We start from the raw sequence: 17,048 nt of genomic DNA on the forward strand, positions 1-17,048 counted from the left end.
GACATGAAAAGAAATTCATTAAAATATATATTAATAACCGGTTTGATAGCCGGGAGTTTAACATCGTGCACCAAGAAGCTTAATTTGCTTCCTACCAATGATGTAACGGCGGAGCAGGTTTACAGCTCGCCCGAGGGTTACAAACAAGCATTTGCCAAGGTTTATGCAGCATACGCGCTCACCGGTAATACAGGGCCTGCCGGCAACGGTGATGTACAAGGTATTGACGAAGGCACGTCTGATTTTTTCCGCCTGATGTGGTGTGCTCAGGAATTACCGACCGATGAAGCTGTTGTTGGCTGGGGAGATGTGGGGCTGCCGGATTTTCACAGCATGACCTGGTCATCAAGCAACCTGTTCCTTACAGGTTTATACTATCGTTGTATGTATCAGATTACATTGGCTAATGATTTTATCCGCCAGTCGTCTGATGCTAAACTAAGCAGCAGGGGAATTACCGGCGCCGATGCTGATAAAGTTCATCAATATGTTGCTGAGGCGCGCTTTTTGAGAGCTTATCAATATTCGATTTTAATGGATTTATTTGGGAACCCTCCGTTCGTTACCGAAAACGATGCTTTGGGTGGTGCTTTGCCTAAGCAAATAAGCCGTAAAGATCTGTTTACCTATATTGAAGGCGAGCTTAAAGCAATTGATGGAAGCCTTGCTGATGCCCGCACTAACGAATATGGCCGCGCAGATAAAGCGGCTGCATGGGCATTATTAGCCAGGATCTATCTTAATGCTGAGGTTTATACCGGTACAGCTAATTATGCAGCTGCGGTAACCTATTCAAAAAAGGTAATTGATGCCGGTTATTCATTAGTTAGTGACTACACCAAACTAATGCGCGCTGATAACAACCTCAATAAAAATGAGTTTATTTTAACCATTAACTACGATGGCTTGCATACACAAAGCTATGGTGGTGCCACATTTATGACCCATGCCCCCGTTGGTGGCTCAATGCCTGCTGCTGATTATGGTATTTCAGGCGGCTGGGCCGGTTTACGTACTACCAAAGCTTTTGTAAACCTGTTTCCGGGAGGCGCTTCAAGCGCTGATAAACGTGCCCAGTTTTATACTGATGGCCAAAATATCGATATCAATACCATAAGTAGCTTTACCGATGGCTACGCTATCAGTAAATTCAAAGATGTTAAGATAAACGGTGCCCCCCCGCAAAGTTTGGATTATGCAGATATGGACCTTCCTATTTTTCGTTTAGCCGAACAATATTTGATCTATGCCGAAGCTACTACACGCGGCGGTGGCGGTGATGCTGCACTTGCTTTAAGCTATGTTAACAAATTAAGGGCCCGTGCCTACCAAAGTGCTACCACCGGCCAGTTAACCGCCTTAACAACCGACCTGTTGCTTGATGAAAGAGGACGTGAGCTGTACTGGGAAGGTTTCCGCCGTACGGATCTTATCCGTTACAAAAAGTTTGTAGAGGCTACCTATTTGTGGCCGTTTAAAGGCGGTTCAAAAGATGGAAAAGGCGTTGAAAGCTTCCGCACGGTATATCCGTTACCATCGGCAGATGTTACAGCTAACCCTAATCTGAAACAAAATACAGGATATTAATAATATACCGGGAGATGCTCTTAAAGTATCTCCCGTAAAACCATAAAACCTAAAAAAGGACATGAAAAAAATATTTACCACGCTCCTGGCAATTGGCGGTATCGCGCTGCTGATGCTGGCATCATGTAAAAAAGATGAAGTAAAGGTTGTAGCAAACGTGGGCAAAGTAGGCGCTTTAACATCAACAACAACCGCCCCTGAACTTTCAAAGCCCAATGCCAATAATGATGCTATTAACTTTAGTTGGGCCGCAACCCCGGTAACTGGTTACAATGCCCCTATCACCTATACTATACAGTTAGATGTAAAAGGCAATAGTTTTAAAAACGCAAGAGAAGTAAGCACCGATAAGCTTACCCAAACGCTTAAAGTGGGTGTACTTAACGATATGTTAACAGCATTGAAGCTATCTTATGACAACCCATCGCAAGTTGAGGTGCGCATTAAATCATCAGCGGCTCCAAACCTGGCTGCTACCTACTCAAACGTTATTACATTAACTGTATTACCATACCAGGGTACAGGCTATATTTATGTTCCCGGTGCTTACCAGGGATGGGACCCCAAAACTGCCGACAGCCTTACTTCGCCAAATAATGACGGTGTGTATGATGGTTATATCGGTTTCCCTGCAGGTAAGCTTGAATTTAAACTTACTCCTAAAAAGGTTTGGGACGTTGCATACGGAGATGCAGGCAGCGGAAAAATAAGTACTACCGGCGGTAACCTTTCAGTACCTGCCGCAGGATACTATGCATTGCATGCTGTTATTGATCAAAACGATAAAACAAAAGGCACATTTACGGCTACCCCTGTGTTCTGGAGCATTATCGGCGATGCCACCCCGGGCGGCTGGAGCACCGATACCGATATGCTTTACGATGCTACCACCAAAACCTGGAGCGTTACCGCTGTTTTAATAGGGGGCAAGGATATAAAATTCAGGTTTAATCACAGCTGGGATTTAAACTTAGGCGGAACGCCAGCGGCACTTACACCAGGCGGAGGTAATTATACCATAACAACCGCCGGTACGTACAAAATAGTATTAGATACTAAGGCCAACACCTTTACTATTACTAAGCTTTAAGATTAACCACTGCAGTTGATTGATTTATTTATATGGCCCCGCACGGTGAAAACCTGCGGGGCTTTTTAACTGAACCTTGATTTGCATGATTTTAGAATTATAGGATCATTAAAAAAAACGGTCACTTCCACGTTTTAAAGATAACCTGATAAAACACGAATATTAACATGGCTCTTCTTTTGATAAGATCAATCCCCGAAAGCATATGATATCAAGGAAATCCTAAAATCCTAAAAATCAAGGTTCAGACGAAAAAAGCGATGAGGTCATCCCCCATCGCCTTTTTATTTAAGTAATTTTTTTCTTCTATGACCTATGATCCATCAACTGTGAACCATATAAATTTACCGGTTTGCTATCTCCACATACTCTTTAGAGGTGGCACCAACGTAAATCTGGCGCGGACGACCGATAGGTTCTTTGTTTTCTTTCATTTCTTTCCACTGAGCAATCCATCCCGGTAAACGGCCAAGCGCAAACAGTACAGTAAACATATCTGTAGGGAAGCCTAAGGCGCGGTAAATGATACCGGAGTAAAAATCAACGTTAGGATAAAGTTTACGCTCAACAAAGTAAGGATCTTTCAGGGCAACTTCTTCCAGTTTTTTGGCTATTTCCAATACCTCATCGTTGATGCCCAGTTTTTCTAAAATATCATCACATGCCTTTTTGATGATCCTTGCACGCGGATCAAAGTTTTTATAAACGCGGTGGCCAAAACCCATTAAACGAAAAGGATCGTTTTTGTCTTTAGCCTTAGCAATCCATTTATCAGTATCACCACCATCTTCTTTAATCTTCTCCAGCATTTCAATTACAGCCTGGTTGGCGCCGCCATGTAATGGTCCCCAAAGCGCTGAAATACCTGCAGATACCGAAGCATAAATATTGGAATCAGACGAACCTACTATACGAACGGTAGAAGCAGAACAGTTTTGCTCATGATCGGCATGTAAAATCAACAGCTTGTTCATAGCGTCAATAACCACCGGATCAATCTCCACCTCCTCTGTACGCTGACCAAAGGTCATGTGCAGGAAGTTGGTAACGTAATCGTATTTATTTTGGGGATATATAACAGGGTGCCCTAACGATTTTTTATAGATCCACGAGACCACGGTAGCCATTTTAGCAAGCATTTTAATAATGCTTTGGTTAAGTTCTTCGGTGGTTTGGGATGGCTTTAATGATTCGGGATAAAAAGCCGATAATGCAGATACCAATGACGACAACTGCCCCATTGGGTGCGATTTTGACGGAAAGCCATCAAAAAACTTTTTCATGTCCTCATGCACCAAAGTATGACGGCTTAGCTCGTACTGGAATGATTTTAGCTTTTCGGCAGATGGCAGCTCACCATAGATCAGCAAATAAGCAACTTCAATAAATGATGATTTTTCGGCTAACTGCTCAATTGGATAACCACGATATTTAAGTATTCCCTGCTCGCCATCTAAAAAAGTAATGGCGCTTTTGGTAGCGCCTGTATTTTTGTACCCGATGTCAAGTGTTACATAACCGGTTTGATCGCGAAGCTTAGAAATATCGATTGCCTTTTCACCTTCAGTGCCCTCAATTACCGGGAGCTCAAATGTTTTATCACCAATTTTTAGTTGTGCTGTTTCCGCCATAGAAATTTGTATCTGCAACAAATGTAAATAAATCTGCGTATTAATAACCGCTAATATAATTTACTGTTTGTAAAAATTTTCGGCCAAATTTATTATTTTACAACCTGTATTTATGCTTATAGACGTTAATAATTGATTAAAAAATTACTGCAAAACATGTCGTTAAAAGGTAACTCATTGGTAATGATCCAAAACCAAGCTACCGTTTACCGCCTTTTACTCATAGGCTTATTTATTGCAAGTCCCTCGTTACACTATCTTTGCTTCCACAATTCTTACGATCCTTTTTGGTTAAGGGCTATAAACTGTTTTTTTTGTGCTATAACGCTATTTTTTTCTTTCGGTAACAATAATTTTTTTTACAAAGCGGGGATTTTTGCAACCGTTTTGTCTTTCCTGGTCATAAACAACTGCATTTTACTTGCCAAAAACGGGTTTGAACATGTGTACCTGTTTAGCGCAATAACCATTTTTATTGCCTTAACCCTTTTTTGCAAAAAAAGCAGGGAATTCATAATTATCTGCGAAGCTAACCTTGCGGCTATTATAACCGCCTATTTTACCGCGCCCAGGCTTGCCATTTCGCCAGCAGTGCTGATAGTGCTTATTTTGGTTTTCACTGTAATAGCCTATGTCTCATTTTTAGTGGTGATGGCTTATCAATACCAGTTAAAAAATGCTGTTAATAACGTAATGAAGCTTAACCAAAGCCTTATGGTTAATGATGCCAAGCTGCGTGAAAGTCGCAATCATCTCAACGCGCTCATTAACTCGTTAAATGACATCATTTTTGAGTTTGATGAAAACAAAACCTGTATTAACGTATGGTTTAATGAAATGACCGAGCGCGTAGTTGATCCGCGGATAGCGATTGGCAAAACGCTCGATAAGGTAGTAGGCCCCCAAAAAGCCGAGAAGTATGACAGGGCTTTAAACTATGTAATAGAAAACCGCAAACCCATATCAATAGAGTTTTTATCAGACTACGAAACCGGACATTCCTTTACAGCTAACTTTACCCCCGTATTTGATAAAACAACAGGTTATACCGGCCGGATCTCGGCTTCAGTAGTGGATATAACCGAACAAAAGAAATATGAACGGGCCCTTAAAGAAAACGAAGATCAGTTACTGGAAGCTCAAAACATTGCTAAAATAGGCAATTGGTGGTATGACCACGAGAGTAAGGAAACATTTTGGTCGGCCAACCTCAATGACCTGCTCGGGATTGAAGATATCCCCACAGGTATGAACCACTTTCAATATTATATAAGCCTGGCACATCCTGACGATAGGGAGAACGTTTTTGAATACCTTGCATCCATCCGTACAACAACACAAAACCAACTTGAGCATAAATTTATCACACCGGCGGGCAACTTAAAATATATCAGGATCCAACGCGGCGAAAAGAAATTACTGTCAGACACAGTTACACGAACATTTGGCATTATCCAGGATATTACCGAGGCCCGCCTTGCCGATAAAGCGGTTAAACTAAGCCAGCTTGAACTGATGGAAGCCCAGGCCATTGCTAAAATAGGCAACTGGAAATATGACGTAGCGTCGCGTCACCTGTCATGGTCGGAAGAGTTGAACGGCATTTATGAACTTGACCAGGATACCTCTTCATGCCAGCGCTGTTTTATAAAGTTGCTACTTAAGCATGTACATCCTAACGACAGGTTTATTGTCAGGAGCTTATTGCGTAACGAGTTAAGCAACATGGATTCATCCTATGAATACCGCATCATAACTACTGGCAGCAATATCAAACACCTGAGCATTATAGCGGGCAAACGTCTGTATAATGACGACGGAAGTGTGCGTAAAATTATAGGTACCCTGCAGGATATTACGGAACGCAAACAGGCTGAGCTTGATTTCAGAAACGTTGAAAGCAAATACCGGCGGGTATTAGAAACTGTTAATATGATAGCAATAACGGTTAACGACAGTGGCATTGTTACCTTTTGCAACAAATACCTGGCAAACCTGGTAGGATATAGTCAAGCCGAGATCATTGGCATGAATTGGATGGACAATTTTATTCCCGATGATCTGAAAGATTTTTTAAAGAACTGGTTTATAAATGACAGTTTTTTACCGCATTACATTAACCCTATTATTTGCCGTAACGGCGAGCAACGGATAATAAGCTGGCAAAATACGGTTTTTTATGATGAAAACGGCGTTTTTAAGGAGACCACAGCGCTTGGCGAAGACATAACAGACCAGGAGAAAGCGCGGCAGGACCTGATCTGGGCTAAAGAAATGGCCGAAAAGTCGTCTAAGTTCAAGTCGGAATTTTTATCCATCATGAGCCATGAGATCCGTACGCCGATGAACGCGGTTATTGGCACAACCAACCTGTTACTTGACGAAAACCCAAGGCCCGAACAGATGGAATACCTCAATACGCTCAAGTTTTCGGGCGAAAACCTGTTGGCCATTATCAATGACATTTTAGATTATAATAAGATTGAGGCTGGCAAGCTGGAACTGAATAACTCAAGGTTCAATATTCACCAGCTAATCCATAAAATAAAGCAATCTTTTGAGCCAAAGGCGGCCGAAAAAAAACTGACGCTTGAATTGATAGCAGATGATACCATTCCCGGAGATTTAATTGGCGATGCAATGCGGCTGAGCCAGGTATTTAATAATCTGATCAGTAATGCCATTAAATTTACACATACAGGTAAGGTTATTATCCGGTTGGATAAGGATGTGATAACCCCAAACACCGTTAATATTAAATTTGCGGTTACCGATACAGGTATAGGTATTTCGCCCGAAAGCTTCAACATTGTTTTTGATCCTTTTATGCAGGACCAACAGGTAATTGATAATGACTATGGAGGTACCGGTTTAGGCCTCGCTATTACCAAACGGCTGGTTGAGCTGCATAAAGGTACAATTGCAGTATCAAGCGAACTGGGTAAGGGTACTACATTTAGTTTTGCTATAAATTTCGCTCTCGCCCCCGAAGCCACCGCTCTGAAACAGGTTGCTGTTACGGCTAATGCTTCAAACAACAATTTACAGGGTATGAATATTTTAGTTGTTGACGACAACAAAATGAACCTGATGATAGCCGGCAAATTTTTAAAACGATGGAATGCCCACGTTCAGGAAGCATTAAACGGGCAAATAGCTGTCGACCTGGCTAATCAAAATTCTTATGACCTTATTATTATGGACCTGCAAATGCCGGTTATGGACGGCTTTGAAGCAACGGCGATGATTAAACAAACTCAGCCCGACTTGCCCATCATAGCCCTCACGGCCGACGCCATGCCCGAAACCTACCAACAAGCGCTGGAAGCAGGTATGTGTGATTATCTGACTAAGCCTTTTGTGCCGGAAGTACTGTACAGCAAATTAGCAAAACATATCAAACAATCAGTGTAACTTCGGAGTTCGGATGTTCGATTTTGGATAGAGGCGAAAGGTAAAAAACTAAAGGCTAAAGGTTTAAAAACCTCCGCTATTCGAAGTCCCGCTATTCGAAGCATATGCCTTCGACTAAACTATACCTGGAGTTTGCAACTCCAGCCCTGCACACTAACGAAATCATGTCACAATAGCCTATGTATGTGGTTGCAAACTACATACATAAATCCTCCGTAGACGAAGTCTACGGGCAGCGAAGCGATAAGTATACAAACCGCTTTAAAATATCATAAAATCCTTCAATCATGAAAATCATGGTTCAAAATAAAAAAGCGATAGGGATAGCCTATCGCTTTAAATAAGATCAACGAAATCAAACTAATCAGTAAGATCAACGGTCTTAGTTAATCTGTTCCTTCACCGTTCCGCACTCCTTCATATGCTCCGGAAAATAGGGGTTTACAATTGGTTTTGTTGACGAAAGCCAGTACCCTCCTTTTCCCCCATCGGCCATCGGGCAAAAATCAACATAAATTGGCGCCGACTTGAATTTCGCGCCTTTTACCAAAGCGATAACATCTTTACTTAATATCAAAAACGCTTCGCGCTGGCCTTTGATATCTGCTGCATTGCTTATCTGGTGCGCCACAGCAGCTGTTTCGCTGCAACCTTTTATACCCGAAAGCTTATCTTCCAAAGCTGTAGCGGCTGTTTTTATGCCGGCGGGGTCTGATTTAATAAACTCATCTTTTAAAGCGATATAAGCCTTAAAAACATCACTGGTGTTACCTGTATCTGCAACCTGGGTTTCCGCTGCAGGCTTAGCATCAGCAGTCGTATCCACTTTAGCAGTATCCTGTTGTTTGGCAGGCTGGTTACATGCAGCGGCAACGGCTAAAGCCGCTAAAAAACAAAATCCTTTAATTATTTTCATATTAAAATTAGTTTGTACGGATAGCTTCTACCGGGTCCAGCCTCGAGGCCGAATACGCGGGAATAATGCCAGCTATCACCCCTATTATAATTGAATAGCTTAAACCCCGCGTAACGTTAGCAGCATCAAGTATTACCTGTACATCTAAAGCGGCCTTTACGGCAAACGTGGCCAGATATACAAAAAACAACCCGATGATCCCGCCCACAAAACAAAGCAAAACCGATTCAATTAAAAACTGCAATAATATGAAATAGTTTTTAGCCCCTAATGATTTTTGTATCCCTATGATATTGGTGCGTTCCTTTACCGATACGAACATGATATTAGCGATACCAAAACCACCAACTAAAATGGAGAACCCGCCAATGATAGCACCGGCAATGTTGACCACTTTAAAAAGATCGTCGAGCTGCTGGGTGATCATGGTTGTACGGTTTAGCGAAAAATTATCATCGGCACCGGGCCTCAGCCTCCTGATAGAACGCATAAGCCCTTTAATTTCGCTTTCAACATCATCGGTCGGGATTCCTTTTTTTCCACGCACAATAATTGACGGACCATATTTTGAACTCTGTATATCAATTAAGTTGCGGGCAAAGTTAAGGGGCAGCAGCACCTCTTTATCTGTAGAGATACCAAGCATATCCTTACCCTGTTTTGAAAACACGCCTACAATGGTCACATACCGCCCCATCACCTTAATCTGCTTACCTACGGCATCGCCATCGGGGAAAAGGGCCTGGGCTATATCATAACCGATATCGGTTATAGGCGCACCGGTTTTTGATTCCATTTCGGTAAAGTAACGACCACTCTCAAGGTCAAAATTCCAGGTTTTGTCATGATCCTGCGAAGCAGCGTCTACCTGGGCGCCTTCAACTGTGTTGCTTTTATACTTTATGGTGCGGTTATCAATATTTATTTCGTATGATAATGCCTCGGCGGTTGTGATGCGGCGCGAAAGTTCGTTAAAATCGCGAAGATCAGATTCGGGCCTTTGCAGGTATTTCCACCAGGGAAAATCGCTCCCGCCCACCCAGGGCCACTTTTGCACATATATACTGTTATTACCCAACTTATTAACACTATTTTGCAGGTTATTACGCAAGGTATCAACAGCCGATTGTACAGCTATGATAGTAAATATACCAATGGTTACCCCAAGCAATGACAGCAACGTACGCGTTTTGTTCTGCCGCAGGGCATCGCCGGCAAACAAAAAACTTTCCCTTAAAAGTTTTAAAAAAAGCATATAACTTATTTTGATCTTACTTGTTAATCAATCCTAATTGCACGGTTAAAGCGTGGAGGTAATAATAATATAACAGGCGCTTTTATTACTGATATGTTAAGCCGCCTGCTAATATTTTTTTAGACAACAGTACATGATTTAAGTTACAGCATTTTGCAATTAATATAATGGTAGTGTAATTAAACTGCTTCTTAAAAAAATCTGTTAAATTAACAAAAAAATTCGTACATTTGCGCCCTTGAAAATTCATAAAAACAAGCATGAAATTATCTCAATTTAAATTCAACTTACCTGAATCCCTTATCGCCCATACACCCTCTGCCACCCGCGATGAATCACGTTTAATGGTTTTACACAAAGATTCGGGCAAAATTGAGCATAAAATATTTAAAGACGTGCTGGATTACTTTCATGATAAGGATGTAATGATCCTTAATAACACCAAAGTTTTCCCTGCCCGTTTATATGGCAACAAAGAAAAAACAGGTGCCACTATCGAAGTTTTTTTACTTCGCGAGCTGAACAAAGAACTGCGCTTATGGGATGTACTGGTTGATCCGGCACGTAAAATACGCGTAGGTAATAAATTATATTTTGGCGACGACGATTTGCTGATTGCCGAAGTTGTTGACAACACTACTTCACGCGGCCGTACCATCCGCTTTTTGTTTGACGGTACCGATGAGGAATTCCGCCGCAATGTTGAAATTTTAGGCGAAACACCGCTTCCAAAATACATTAAACGTAAAGCTACCGCCGAAGATAAAGAGCGTTACCAAACCATCTTCGCTAAACATGAAGGTGCCGTTGCTGCTCCTACTGCCGGTTTACACTTCAGCCGTGAACTTATGAAACGCCTTGAATTAAAAGGTGTTGATTTTGCAGAAGTTACTTTGCACGTTGGTTTAGGCACCTTCCGCCCGGTGGAAGTTGAGGATTTAACCAAACACAAAATGGATTCGGAGCAATTCATTATCGAGCAAAAACAAGCTGATATTGTAAACCGCGGCATCGAGCGTAAAGCACGCATCTGTGCTGTTGGTACTACATCAATGCGTACCATCGAATCTGCAGTATCTGCAAACAAAACACTGAAAGCAGCTAATGACTGGACCAGCAAGTTTATCTTTCCTCCTTACGACTTTAGCATTGCCAACTCAATGATCACCAACTTTCATACGCCCGAATCGACTTTATTGATGATGATTGCGGCATTTGGTGGCTACGAAAATGTAATGAACGCTTACGAAGTAGCTGTAAAAGAAAAATACCGCTTTTACAGCTACGGCGACGCGATGTTGATCATCTAATCTTTTTAGATGTGAGATATGAGATTTGAGATATGAGACCATGGTTTCATATCTCATTTTTTTTGTAGTTTATTAGATCTGAGACATTCTATTTGTTTTCAGGTCTAATTTTTTTGCGGCCAATTTTGTTAGATATTAGTTAACTTAAATTATGACAACGTCCAATCTCACATCTCATATCTCACATCCCATATCTAAAAATAACAACTACGTTATTATAGTAGCAGGAGGTTCGGGTAGCCGGATGCAATCGGCGGTACCTAAACAATTTTTACTACTTAACGGTAAACCCGTATTAATGCATAGCATTGAAGCCTTTGAACAATCGGAGGCGAAACCAGCCATTATACTGGTTTTACCAGCAGCTTACCATACTTACTGGCAGCAATTGATTCAGGAATATTCATTTACCATTTCCCACCAGTTGGTTATGGGCGGAGAAACCCGTTTTCATTCGGTAAAAAACGGGCTTAACCTGATTACCGATCAGGAAGCCCTGGTTGCTGTACAGGATGCCGTACGGCCGCTTACTGCACCCTATATTATTGATGAAGCTTACCAATGCGCCGCTAAGTATGGTACAGCCGTAGTGGCCGTCAAAAGTCGCGATTCGGTACGCCAGGTAAAAGAAGGGCGGTCGGTAAGCCTGGTAAGGGATGAGATTTACCTGGTGCAAACCCCGCAAACCTTCAGGGCTTCGCTATTAAGAAAAGCTTATGAACAACCATTTGATACCAGGTTTACAGATGATGCCAGCGTTGTTGAGCAATATGGCGCCGAAATAAAACTTACCGAAGGCGATCATAGCAACATCAAGATCACCTTTCCTGAAGATATTGCCATTGCCGAACTGCTTTTAAGCAAAAAGCCACAGCTATAAAGTCTGCGGCTTTTTTCGATTTGCAATACAAGGTTAAATTTGCTATGCCCGTCTGATTACACCTAAAAGTACAGCTATGATAGCTATTACCAATAGTATGTGAATCAAACCACCCCCAAATGGGTGTATAAATGCTCCAAAAAGCCATCCTATAACCAGGATAACAGCGATAATGTACAATAAACCTCTCATTTTGTTAGTTTTTAGTAGTTAAGTAAATGTGTAATTACCTATACCAAAACCATTCCAAAATTAGCGGTTAATAAAAAAACCCTCATTGCTAAGGGTTTCATTATCGTGTTTAGTACTCGTCTTCATTAAAGAAGAAGTCGTCTTTAGTCGGATAATCCGGCCAGATCTCTTCTATGTTTTCGTACGGTTCGCCATCGTCTTCAAGTGCCTGAAGGTTTTCGATAACCTCAACAGGAGCGCCTGAACGGATAGCATAATCAATTAATTCATCTTTAGTTGCGGCCATGGTGCATCTTCCAGGTGCGATGCCAGTTCAAGTGTCCAATACATCGTTTTTATTTATATTTATAATTATCAGTAAAATTTACTTTTTCGCAAAAGTATAACATTTTCAAATTGAATATCAATATTTTTTTTCATTTTTTTAAACCCGTGGTATCCACTGATTTTCAGCTATTTTATTAGCATTAGCAATTTTGCGAGCCAAAGTGAACAGGTAATCACTCAACCTGTTCAGATAAATATTCACTTTTTCATCAACTGTACTTTCTTCGGCAAGCTGAACGGTTATCCTCTCGGCACGGCGGCAAACACATCTTGCAATATGGCAAAATGAAATCACATTACTGCCACCAGGTAAAATAAAATGTCTAAGCGCCGGCAGGCTTTCATTCATGGTATCCATTTCTGCTTCCAGCATTTCCACATCACTCATGTTAAGGTCCGGAATAACCATCCTTGACCGTTCAGGGTCGGCTGCCAGTGAAGAGCCGATTGTAAACAACCTGTCCTGTATCTGCTTCAATACCTCCTTATCATGTGCATCAATATCCTGATCACCAATAAGCCCGATGTACGAGTTAAGCTCATCAACCGTACCATAGCTTTCAATGCGGATATGATGCTTGGGCACGCGTGTACCGCCAATTAATGAGGTAAACCCTTTATCGCCCGTTTTAGTATATATTTTCATACTTAATTTAACAAATAAGCTACCAACAATCAGGTTACAAAAAAGCTAACTCTGATTATCAGGCAATTAAAACCAAGCCCGATAAATCTTTTTTCATGATTGGTGTTATTTCAAATCTATCATCTTAAATTTTGTATTTCATAACACTTTAGCATATTTTTTGCCAATAAAGTGTAATTTTTAATATGTTAGCTTAAACTTGCATCTGTGATAACATCAAACATACTTAGCGTGAAACTCATGAAACCTATCATATTATCATCAAAGCTGCTCTCCTTATCTCTTATCATCCTGCTTTCAACCGGGTTTAGCTGCGGCGGTAACAGTAAAAGTAGCAGTGGCAGCGACAGTAACAAGGCAGTAGCAGATAAACCGGCCACTCCCAAAGTAAGCATGGCCAGTTTATTAAGCGAAAAACAATTTAATGATCTTTTTCCGCAACGCGATAAATTTTATACCTATGCTGCCTTTATCAAAGCAGCCGATGACCTTGGCATGATCAGTATAAAAGTAACCCGCCGGGCAACATCCGTTTACCAGTTGATACGTACCGATAAAAAAACAGGCAAAAAGGCCGTTGTACGCCAGGATGTTGATTGGAGCGAAGAATGGGCCAAAGCCAAACCAGATAGCACCTACACTATTGATTATGGCAATTTCTGCACCGAATACAATGCCGATGTAAATAAAAAAGAGCTCGCCGCCTTTTTTGCGCACATTGCGCACGAAACCCGTCATGGCATAAATGCTACATATACCGATGGCCTCATGCTGATCCATGAAAGCAATACCAGTTTGCCTTACGTTGCCGAAAATGATGAATACCCACCCGTGGCCGGTAAAAAATACTATGGTCGCGGGCCGATGCAGTTGAGCTATAACGGCAATTACGGCTATGCTTCAGATTGCATATTAGGCGATGATAAAATTTTGCTCCAAAATCCCGAGATGGTAGAAACCGACCCGGTGATGGCTTTTAAAACCGCCATCTATTTCTGGATGACGCCCCAAACCCACAAACCATCGGCGCATGATGTAATGACAGGCAAGTGGCAACCCAATGCAGAAGATAAAGCCGCAGGCCGCACGCCAGGTTTTGGTATGACCATTAATATTGTGAACGGCGAAGTAGAATGCAACAAGGGCGAAAATATGTATAATATGAACGACAGGATTGGCTTTTACCAGTTTTTCCTGAAGAAATTAGGTATTACCGATGCCAATTGCGCTTGTTCATGCGGTAAAATGAAGCCTTATCATTATTAACGGCTATATTTTTGAATTTCAAAGCAAAAAAGTTATTATTGTATTAGCATCTACAACACTAAACTTTAACATTTGGAATCCGCTATTGAAAACGCCGGTTTGTATCCCCGGCAACCGACCAGTTCGGTGATGTCCTGGCCAGCCTGAAAAACAGATTCAGGATTGAACAAACCGGGCATATTGATTTTCATTTAGAGCAGTTTAGCATTTTCAAAGACTATCTCGACATTAGTGTAAAGGAATCATACGCTATAAAAAATAAAAATAACGATAGCTATATGCTATTCACCGAATGCCAGTCAAAACATATCGGGCATCATCATGACAAGGCCGTAACCTACACACCATATCAAACCTGGGCACTGGCTTATTTAAAGCATGATTTTGGCCGGGTACTCATCAGGCGCGAAACATTGGTTGACAAGATCATTGAACTGATCCACCCGGTTGAGCTTGATTTTGCCGAAGACAAGGCCTTTAGTGACACTTTTTATATGCTGGTAAGCGACCGCCAAAAAGCAATTACTGGTGCCGATCGTAATTTCCGCAACGTGGTAATGGATATCAGGCTGGATGATTTTGTAATAGAGATTGTTGAGCACACCCTCATTATCGGTAATACCCACGCCATATCTGCAGAAAAAGCTACGCACCTGGCAGAGTTTGTTTCGAGGTTGTGTACCACCTGCGATTGAGCACACAATTTAGATGTGAATAGTAATAACAGTAGCGGATAAAATAATTCCCGTTGTGTGTAGAGACGCATAATTGCGTCTCCCGTAACCTATCCCTACAATATATTCGGAGACTCATGTTATGCGCCTCTACAGCAATCATTTCAACACCGCCGGTAAAATATACTCCTTCATCATTTTATCAACCTGCGGATGCGCATACGGTGTGTTGTAGGCCTCGGCGGTTATAATGACAACCAGCGGCTGATTAGTAAAAATAAAGATCTTGTTACCGCCATTGCCTGAGCAGTAGTAAGTTTCGTAAGCTTTGTTGTTTACCGTATAGGTTTTGTTCCAGAACAGGTAACCGTAAAAGCCCTCACCTACCACATCTTTTGGTAACGTAAGGTGTTTGGTAAATGATTCCTTAACCCAGTTTTGCGAAATTACCTGTTTGCCATTCCATACACCGCCATTTTTATACAACTGCCCGAATTTGGCATAATCAAGCGAGCGCATTTGCAGGCCGCCCGCGGTATTGGGTACATTCTGCGGTGTGTATTGCCAGCGATAATTACTGATAACCAATGGCTTGAACAGCTTTTCGGCCGAATATTTATCAAGCCCGCCGGGTACCGATTTGTTCAGAATATCTCCCAATACCACCACTCCGGCTGTAAAATAATTCCATTGTTTACCTGCCATTTTATTGCTGTCTGTTTTAAGGCTGAGGGCAAATTTCACCCAATCATCGGTGGGGTACATATTTTCTTCATTCCCCGGCGAATCACTTTGATTATCATCCGCACCAAAAACAGAGCTCATGGTAAGCAGGCTTTTTAGTGTTACATTTTCTTTTTGAGGCGAGTAGTTACTGAACTTTTTAAGGTCATAAAACTCCTTCAAGGTTTGATCAACGCTTTTGATATACCCATCATGAACTGCTATCCCCATCAGGGCCGAAGCAAATGTTTTACCAACCGAACGGGGATTGTGCAATGAATCGCGCGCGCTACCGTTAAAATACTCCTCAATTAGCAACTTGCCGTTGCTGATCACTACCACGCTGGTGATCTGTTTAAACCTGTTGCCGGCAATAAGGGCATTCATCTCCATGATCTTCTTTTTATCAAAGTCTTCTTTTGATACCTGCCAGCCGCTGCCCGGTTTTATATTTTGCAGTTCGGCGTCTCTGAAATCAATTGCCGGTACGGTAACCCTGATCTCTCCCTGTGCTATCAGCTCACCTACTTTCAAATCAGGGATAGCAACATAGGGCCTTACTTCAATTTTAAGCAGGTGCGCACCTGTAGTAAGTGCATCTTCCCCGCCATGGGCCATAAACCGCCCCCACAAAAAGCGTCCCCATGAATCTTCTCCCCGGCTACTGATGAGCGGGACAAAAATAGTGGTCTTTGTATTTTTTGCGATGGGTAAATTGGCCCCTTTATGCAGATTTTCCTGGTAAACCTGCCTGCCATCTACATAAAAAACAAATTGAAAATTTCCCCCGTTCAATTGTTCAATACTTAACGACGGCGCTAAGCTATGCTGGTAATTGGTTAATGAATTGGCCAGCAAAAGCCGCATGTACAAATTATTGGCAGGTTTAGCCTCATAGCTTGTTAACAGATCGGTTTGTTCCAGTTTTTCAAGCGGGATAGTATCCGCCTCAAAAACAACCTTACCCATATTGGCTTTTTGAAGAACGGAGGTTATAGGTTCAGGTTCGATGATATTGCCCGCCTGCGCGAATGTTTTACAGGCGGTTGTAAGTATAATGGAGATTATGAGTAAATAACGTTTCATTTTAATTGTTTAGATATTACAAATCTGCTTTTATCAACACTTTTAAAATAG

At 41.7% G+C, this 17,048-nt stretch carries 14 protein-coding genes and 1 pseudogene; 7 read left to right on the forward strand and 8 right to left on the reverse strand.

Annotation, left to right across the window (positions count from 1 at the left end; translation table 11 throughout):
• The first annotated feature begins 3 nt into the window (after positions 1–3).
• Positions 4–1,587, forward strand: a complete 1,584-nt coding sequence (locus tag DIU38_RS14105; RefSeq protein WP_112652050.1) for a RagB/SusD family nutrient uptake outer membrane protein — start codon at positions 4–6, stop codon at positions 1,585–1,587.
• Positions 1,588–1,648: 61 nt separating this feature from the next.
• Complete coding sequence (locus DIU38_RS14110; protein WP_112652052.1) at positions 1,649–2,677, forward strand: SusE domain-containing protein; 1,029 nt, start codon at positions 1,649–1,651, stop codon at positions 2,675–2,677.
• 344 nt (positions 2,678–3,021) lie between these two features.
• Here the strand turns inward: DIU38_RS14110 and DIU38_RS14115 are convergent, their stop codons facing one another.
• The gene (locus DIU38_RS14115; RefSeq protein ID WP_091171554.1) at positions 3,022–4,308 is read right to left on the reverse strand and encodes a citrate synthase; all 1,287 of its coding nucleotides are present in this window, start codon (positions 4,306–4,308) and stop codon (positions 3,022–3,024) included.
• A 132-nt stretch (positions 4,309–4,440) separates the two neighbouring features.
• Here DIU38_RS14115 and DIU38_RS14120 point away from each other — a divergent pair, with 132 nt between their 5' ends.
• Entirely contained in the window at positions 4,441–7,722 is a 3,282-nt protein-coding gene (locus DIU38_RS14120; RefSeq protein ID WP_112652054.1) for a PAS domain-containing hybrid sensor histidine kinase/response regulator, read from the forward strand.
• Positions 7,723–8,104: 382 nt separating this feature from the next.
• Here the strand turns inward: DIU38_RS14120 and DIU38_RS14125 are convergent, their stop codons facing one another.
• Positions 8,105–8,638, reverse strand: coding sequence for a DUF3347 domain-containing protein (locus tag DIU38_RS14125; RefSeq protein ID WP_112652056.1), 534 nt, complete (start codon positions 8,636–8,638; stop codon positions 8,105–8,107).
• Positions 8,639–8,645: 7 nt separating this feature from the next.
• The gene (locus DIU38_RS14130) at positions 8,646–9,893 is read right to left on the reverse strand and encodes an ABC transporter permease (RefSeq protein WP_091171548.1); all 1,248 of its coding nucleotides are present in this window, start codon (positions 9,891–9,893) and stop codon (positions 8,646–8,648) included.
• 260 nt (positions 9,894–10,153) lie between these two features.
• Between DIU38_RS14130 and queA the strand changes: the two genes are divergently transcribed.
• Both queA and DIU38_RS14140 read left to right on the forward strand, forming a co-directional pair.
• Positions 10,154–11,203, forward strand: a complete 1,050-nt coding sequence (gene queA / locus DIU38_RS14135; protein ID WP_112652058.1) for a tRNA preQ1(34) S-adenosylmethionine ribosyltransferase-isomerase QueA — start codon at positions 10,154–10,156, stop codon at positions 11,201–11,203.
• Between the two features lie 151 nt (positions 11,204–11,354).
• Positions 11,355–12,083: a 2-C-methyl-D-erythritol 4-phosphate cytidylyltransferase gene (locus DIU38_RS14140; RefSeq protein ID WP_112652060.1), complete on the forward strand. Its 729-nt coding sequence runs from the start codon at positions 11,355–11,357 to the stop codon at positions 12,081–12,083.
• Between the two features lie 42 nt (positions 12,084–12,125).
• Here DIU38_RS14140 and DIU38_RS14145 read toward each other — a convergent pair whose 3' ends face one another.
• The 3 genes and pseudogenes from DIU38_RS14145 to DIU38_RS14155 form a co-directional block, all read right to left on the reverse strand.
• Positions 12,126–12,275, reverse strand: a complete 150-nt coding sequence (locus tag DIU38_RS14145) for a lmo0937 family membrane protein (RefSeq protein WP_110585189.1) — start codon at positions 12,273–12,275, stop codon at positions 12,126–12,128.
• 109 nt (positions 12,276–12,384) lie between these two features.
• Positions 12,385–12,605 (reverse strand): annotated as a pseudogene (locus DIU38_RS14150) (DUF2795 domain-containing protein).
• A 94-nt stretch (positions 12,606–12,699) separates the two neighbouring features.
• Positions 12,700–13,248, reverse strand: coding sequence for a cob(I)yrinic acid a,c-diamide adenosyltransferase (locus tag DIU38_RS14155; protein ID WP_112652062.1), 549 nt, complete (start codon positions 13,246–13,248; stop codon positions 12,700–12,702).
• A 240-nt stretch (positions 13,249–13,488) separates the two neighbouring features.
• On the opposite strand from DIU38_RS14155, the gene DIU38_RS14160 reads away from it, so the two are divergent.
• The gene (locus DIU38_RS14160) at positions 13,489–14,514 is read left to right on the forward strand and encodes a chitinase (RefSeq protein ID WP_112652063.1); all 1,026 of its coding nucleotides are present in this window, start codon (positions 13,489–13,491) and stop codon (positions 14,512–14,514) included.
• 65 nt (positions 14,515–14,579) lie between these two features.
• Here DIU38_RS14160 and DIU38_RS34465 read toward each other — a convergent pair whose 3' ends face one another.
• Positions 14,580–14,705, reverse strand: a complete 126-nt coding sequence (locus DIU38_RS34465; protein WP_262714360.1) for a hypothetical protein — start codon at positions 14,703–14,705, stop codon at positions 14,580–14,582.
• Between the two features lie 87 nt (positions 14,706–14,792).
• Between DIU38_RS34465 and DIU38_RS14165 the strand changes: the two genes are divergently transcribed.
• Positions 14,793–15,209, forward strand: coding sequence for a hypothetical protein (locus tag DIU38_RS14165; RefSeq protein ID WP_149354099.1), 417 nt, complete (start codon positions 14,793–14,795; stop codon positions 15,207–15,209).
• Positions 15,210–15,347: 138 nt separating this feature from the next.
• Here DIU38_RS14165 and DIU38_RS14170 read toward each other — a convergent pair whose 3' ends face one another.
• Positions 15,348–16,997, reverse strand: coding sequence for a serine hydrolase domain-containing protein (locus DIU38_RS14170; RefSeq protein ID WP_112652065.1), 1,650 nt, complete (start codon positions 16,995–16,997; stop codon positions 15,348–15,350).
• Positions 16,998–17,048 lie beyond the last annotated feature (51 nt).

It is taken from the genome of Mucilaginibacter metallidurans (genome assembly GCF_003286435.2).
GTDB classification, from domain to species: domain Bacteria; phylum Bacteroidota; class Bacteroidia; order Sphingobacteriales; family Sphingobacteriaceae; genus Mucilaginibacter; species Mucilaginibacter gossypii.

Excerpts from the sequence above, each read along its gene's own strand:
- DIU38_RS14105 (WP_112652050.1), top strand. The coding sequence starts at position 4 with ATGAAAAGAAATTCATTAAAATATATATTAATAACCGGTTTGATAGCC.
- DIU38_RS14110 (WP_112652052.1), top strand. The coding sequence starts at position 1,649 with ATGAAAAAAATATTTACCACGCTCCTGGCAATTGGCGGTATCGCGCTG.
- DIU38_RS14115 (WP_091171554.1), bottom strand. The coding sequence starts at position 4,308 with ATGGCGGAAACAGCACAACTAAAAATTGGTGATAAAACATTTGAGCTC.
- DIU38_RS14125 (WP_112652056.1), bottom strand. The coding sequence starts at position 8,638 with ATGAAAATAATTAAAGGATTTTGTTTTTTAGCGGCTTTAGCCGTTGCC.
- DIU38_RS14130 (WP_091171548.1), bottom strand. The coding sequence starts at position 9,893 with ATGCTTTTTTTAAAACTTTTAAGGGAAAGTTTTTTGTTTGCCGGCGAT.
- queA (WP_112652058.1), top strand. The coding sequence starts at position 10,154 with ATGAAATTATCTCAATTTAAATTCAACTTACCTGAATCCCTTATCGCC.
- DIU38_RS14140 (WP_112652060.1), top strand. The coding sequence starts at position 11,355 with ATGACAACGTCCAATCTCACATCTCATATCTCACATCCCATATCTAAA.
- DIU38_RS14145 (WP_110585189.1), bottom strand. The coding sequence starts at position 12,275 with ATGAGAGGTTTATTGTACATTATCGCTGTTATCCTGGTTATAGGATGG.
- DIU38_RS14155 (WP_112652062.1), bottom strand. The coding sequence starts at position 13,248 with ATGAAAATATATACTAAAACGGGCGATAAAGGGTTTACCTCATTAATT.
- DIU38_RS14160 (WP_112652063.1), top strand. The coding sequence starts at position 13,489 with ATGAAACCTATCATATTATCATCAAAGCTGCTCTCCTTATCTCTTATC.
- DIU38_RS34465 (WP_262714360.1), bottom strand. The coding sequence starts at position 14,705 with ATGAAAATCAATATGCCCGGTTTGTTCAATCCTGAATCTGTTTTTCAG.
- DIU38_RS14165 (WP_149354099.1), top strand. The coding sequence starts at position 14,793 with ATGCTATTCACCGAATGCCAGTCAAAACATATCGGGCATCATCATGAC.
- DIU38_RS14170 (WP_112652065.1), bottom strand. The coding sequence starts at position 16,997 with ATGAAACGTTATTTACTCATAATCTCCATTATACTTACAACCGCCTGT.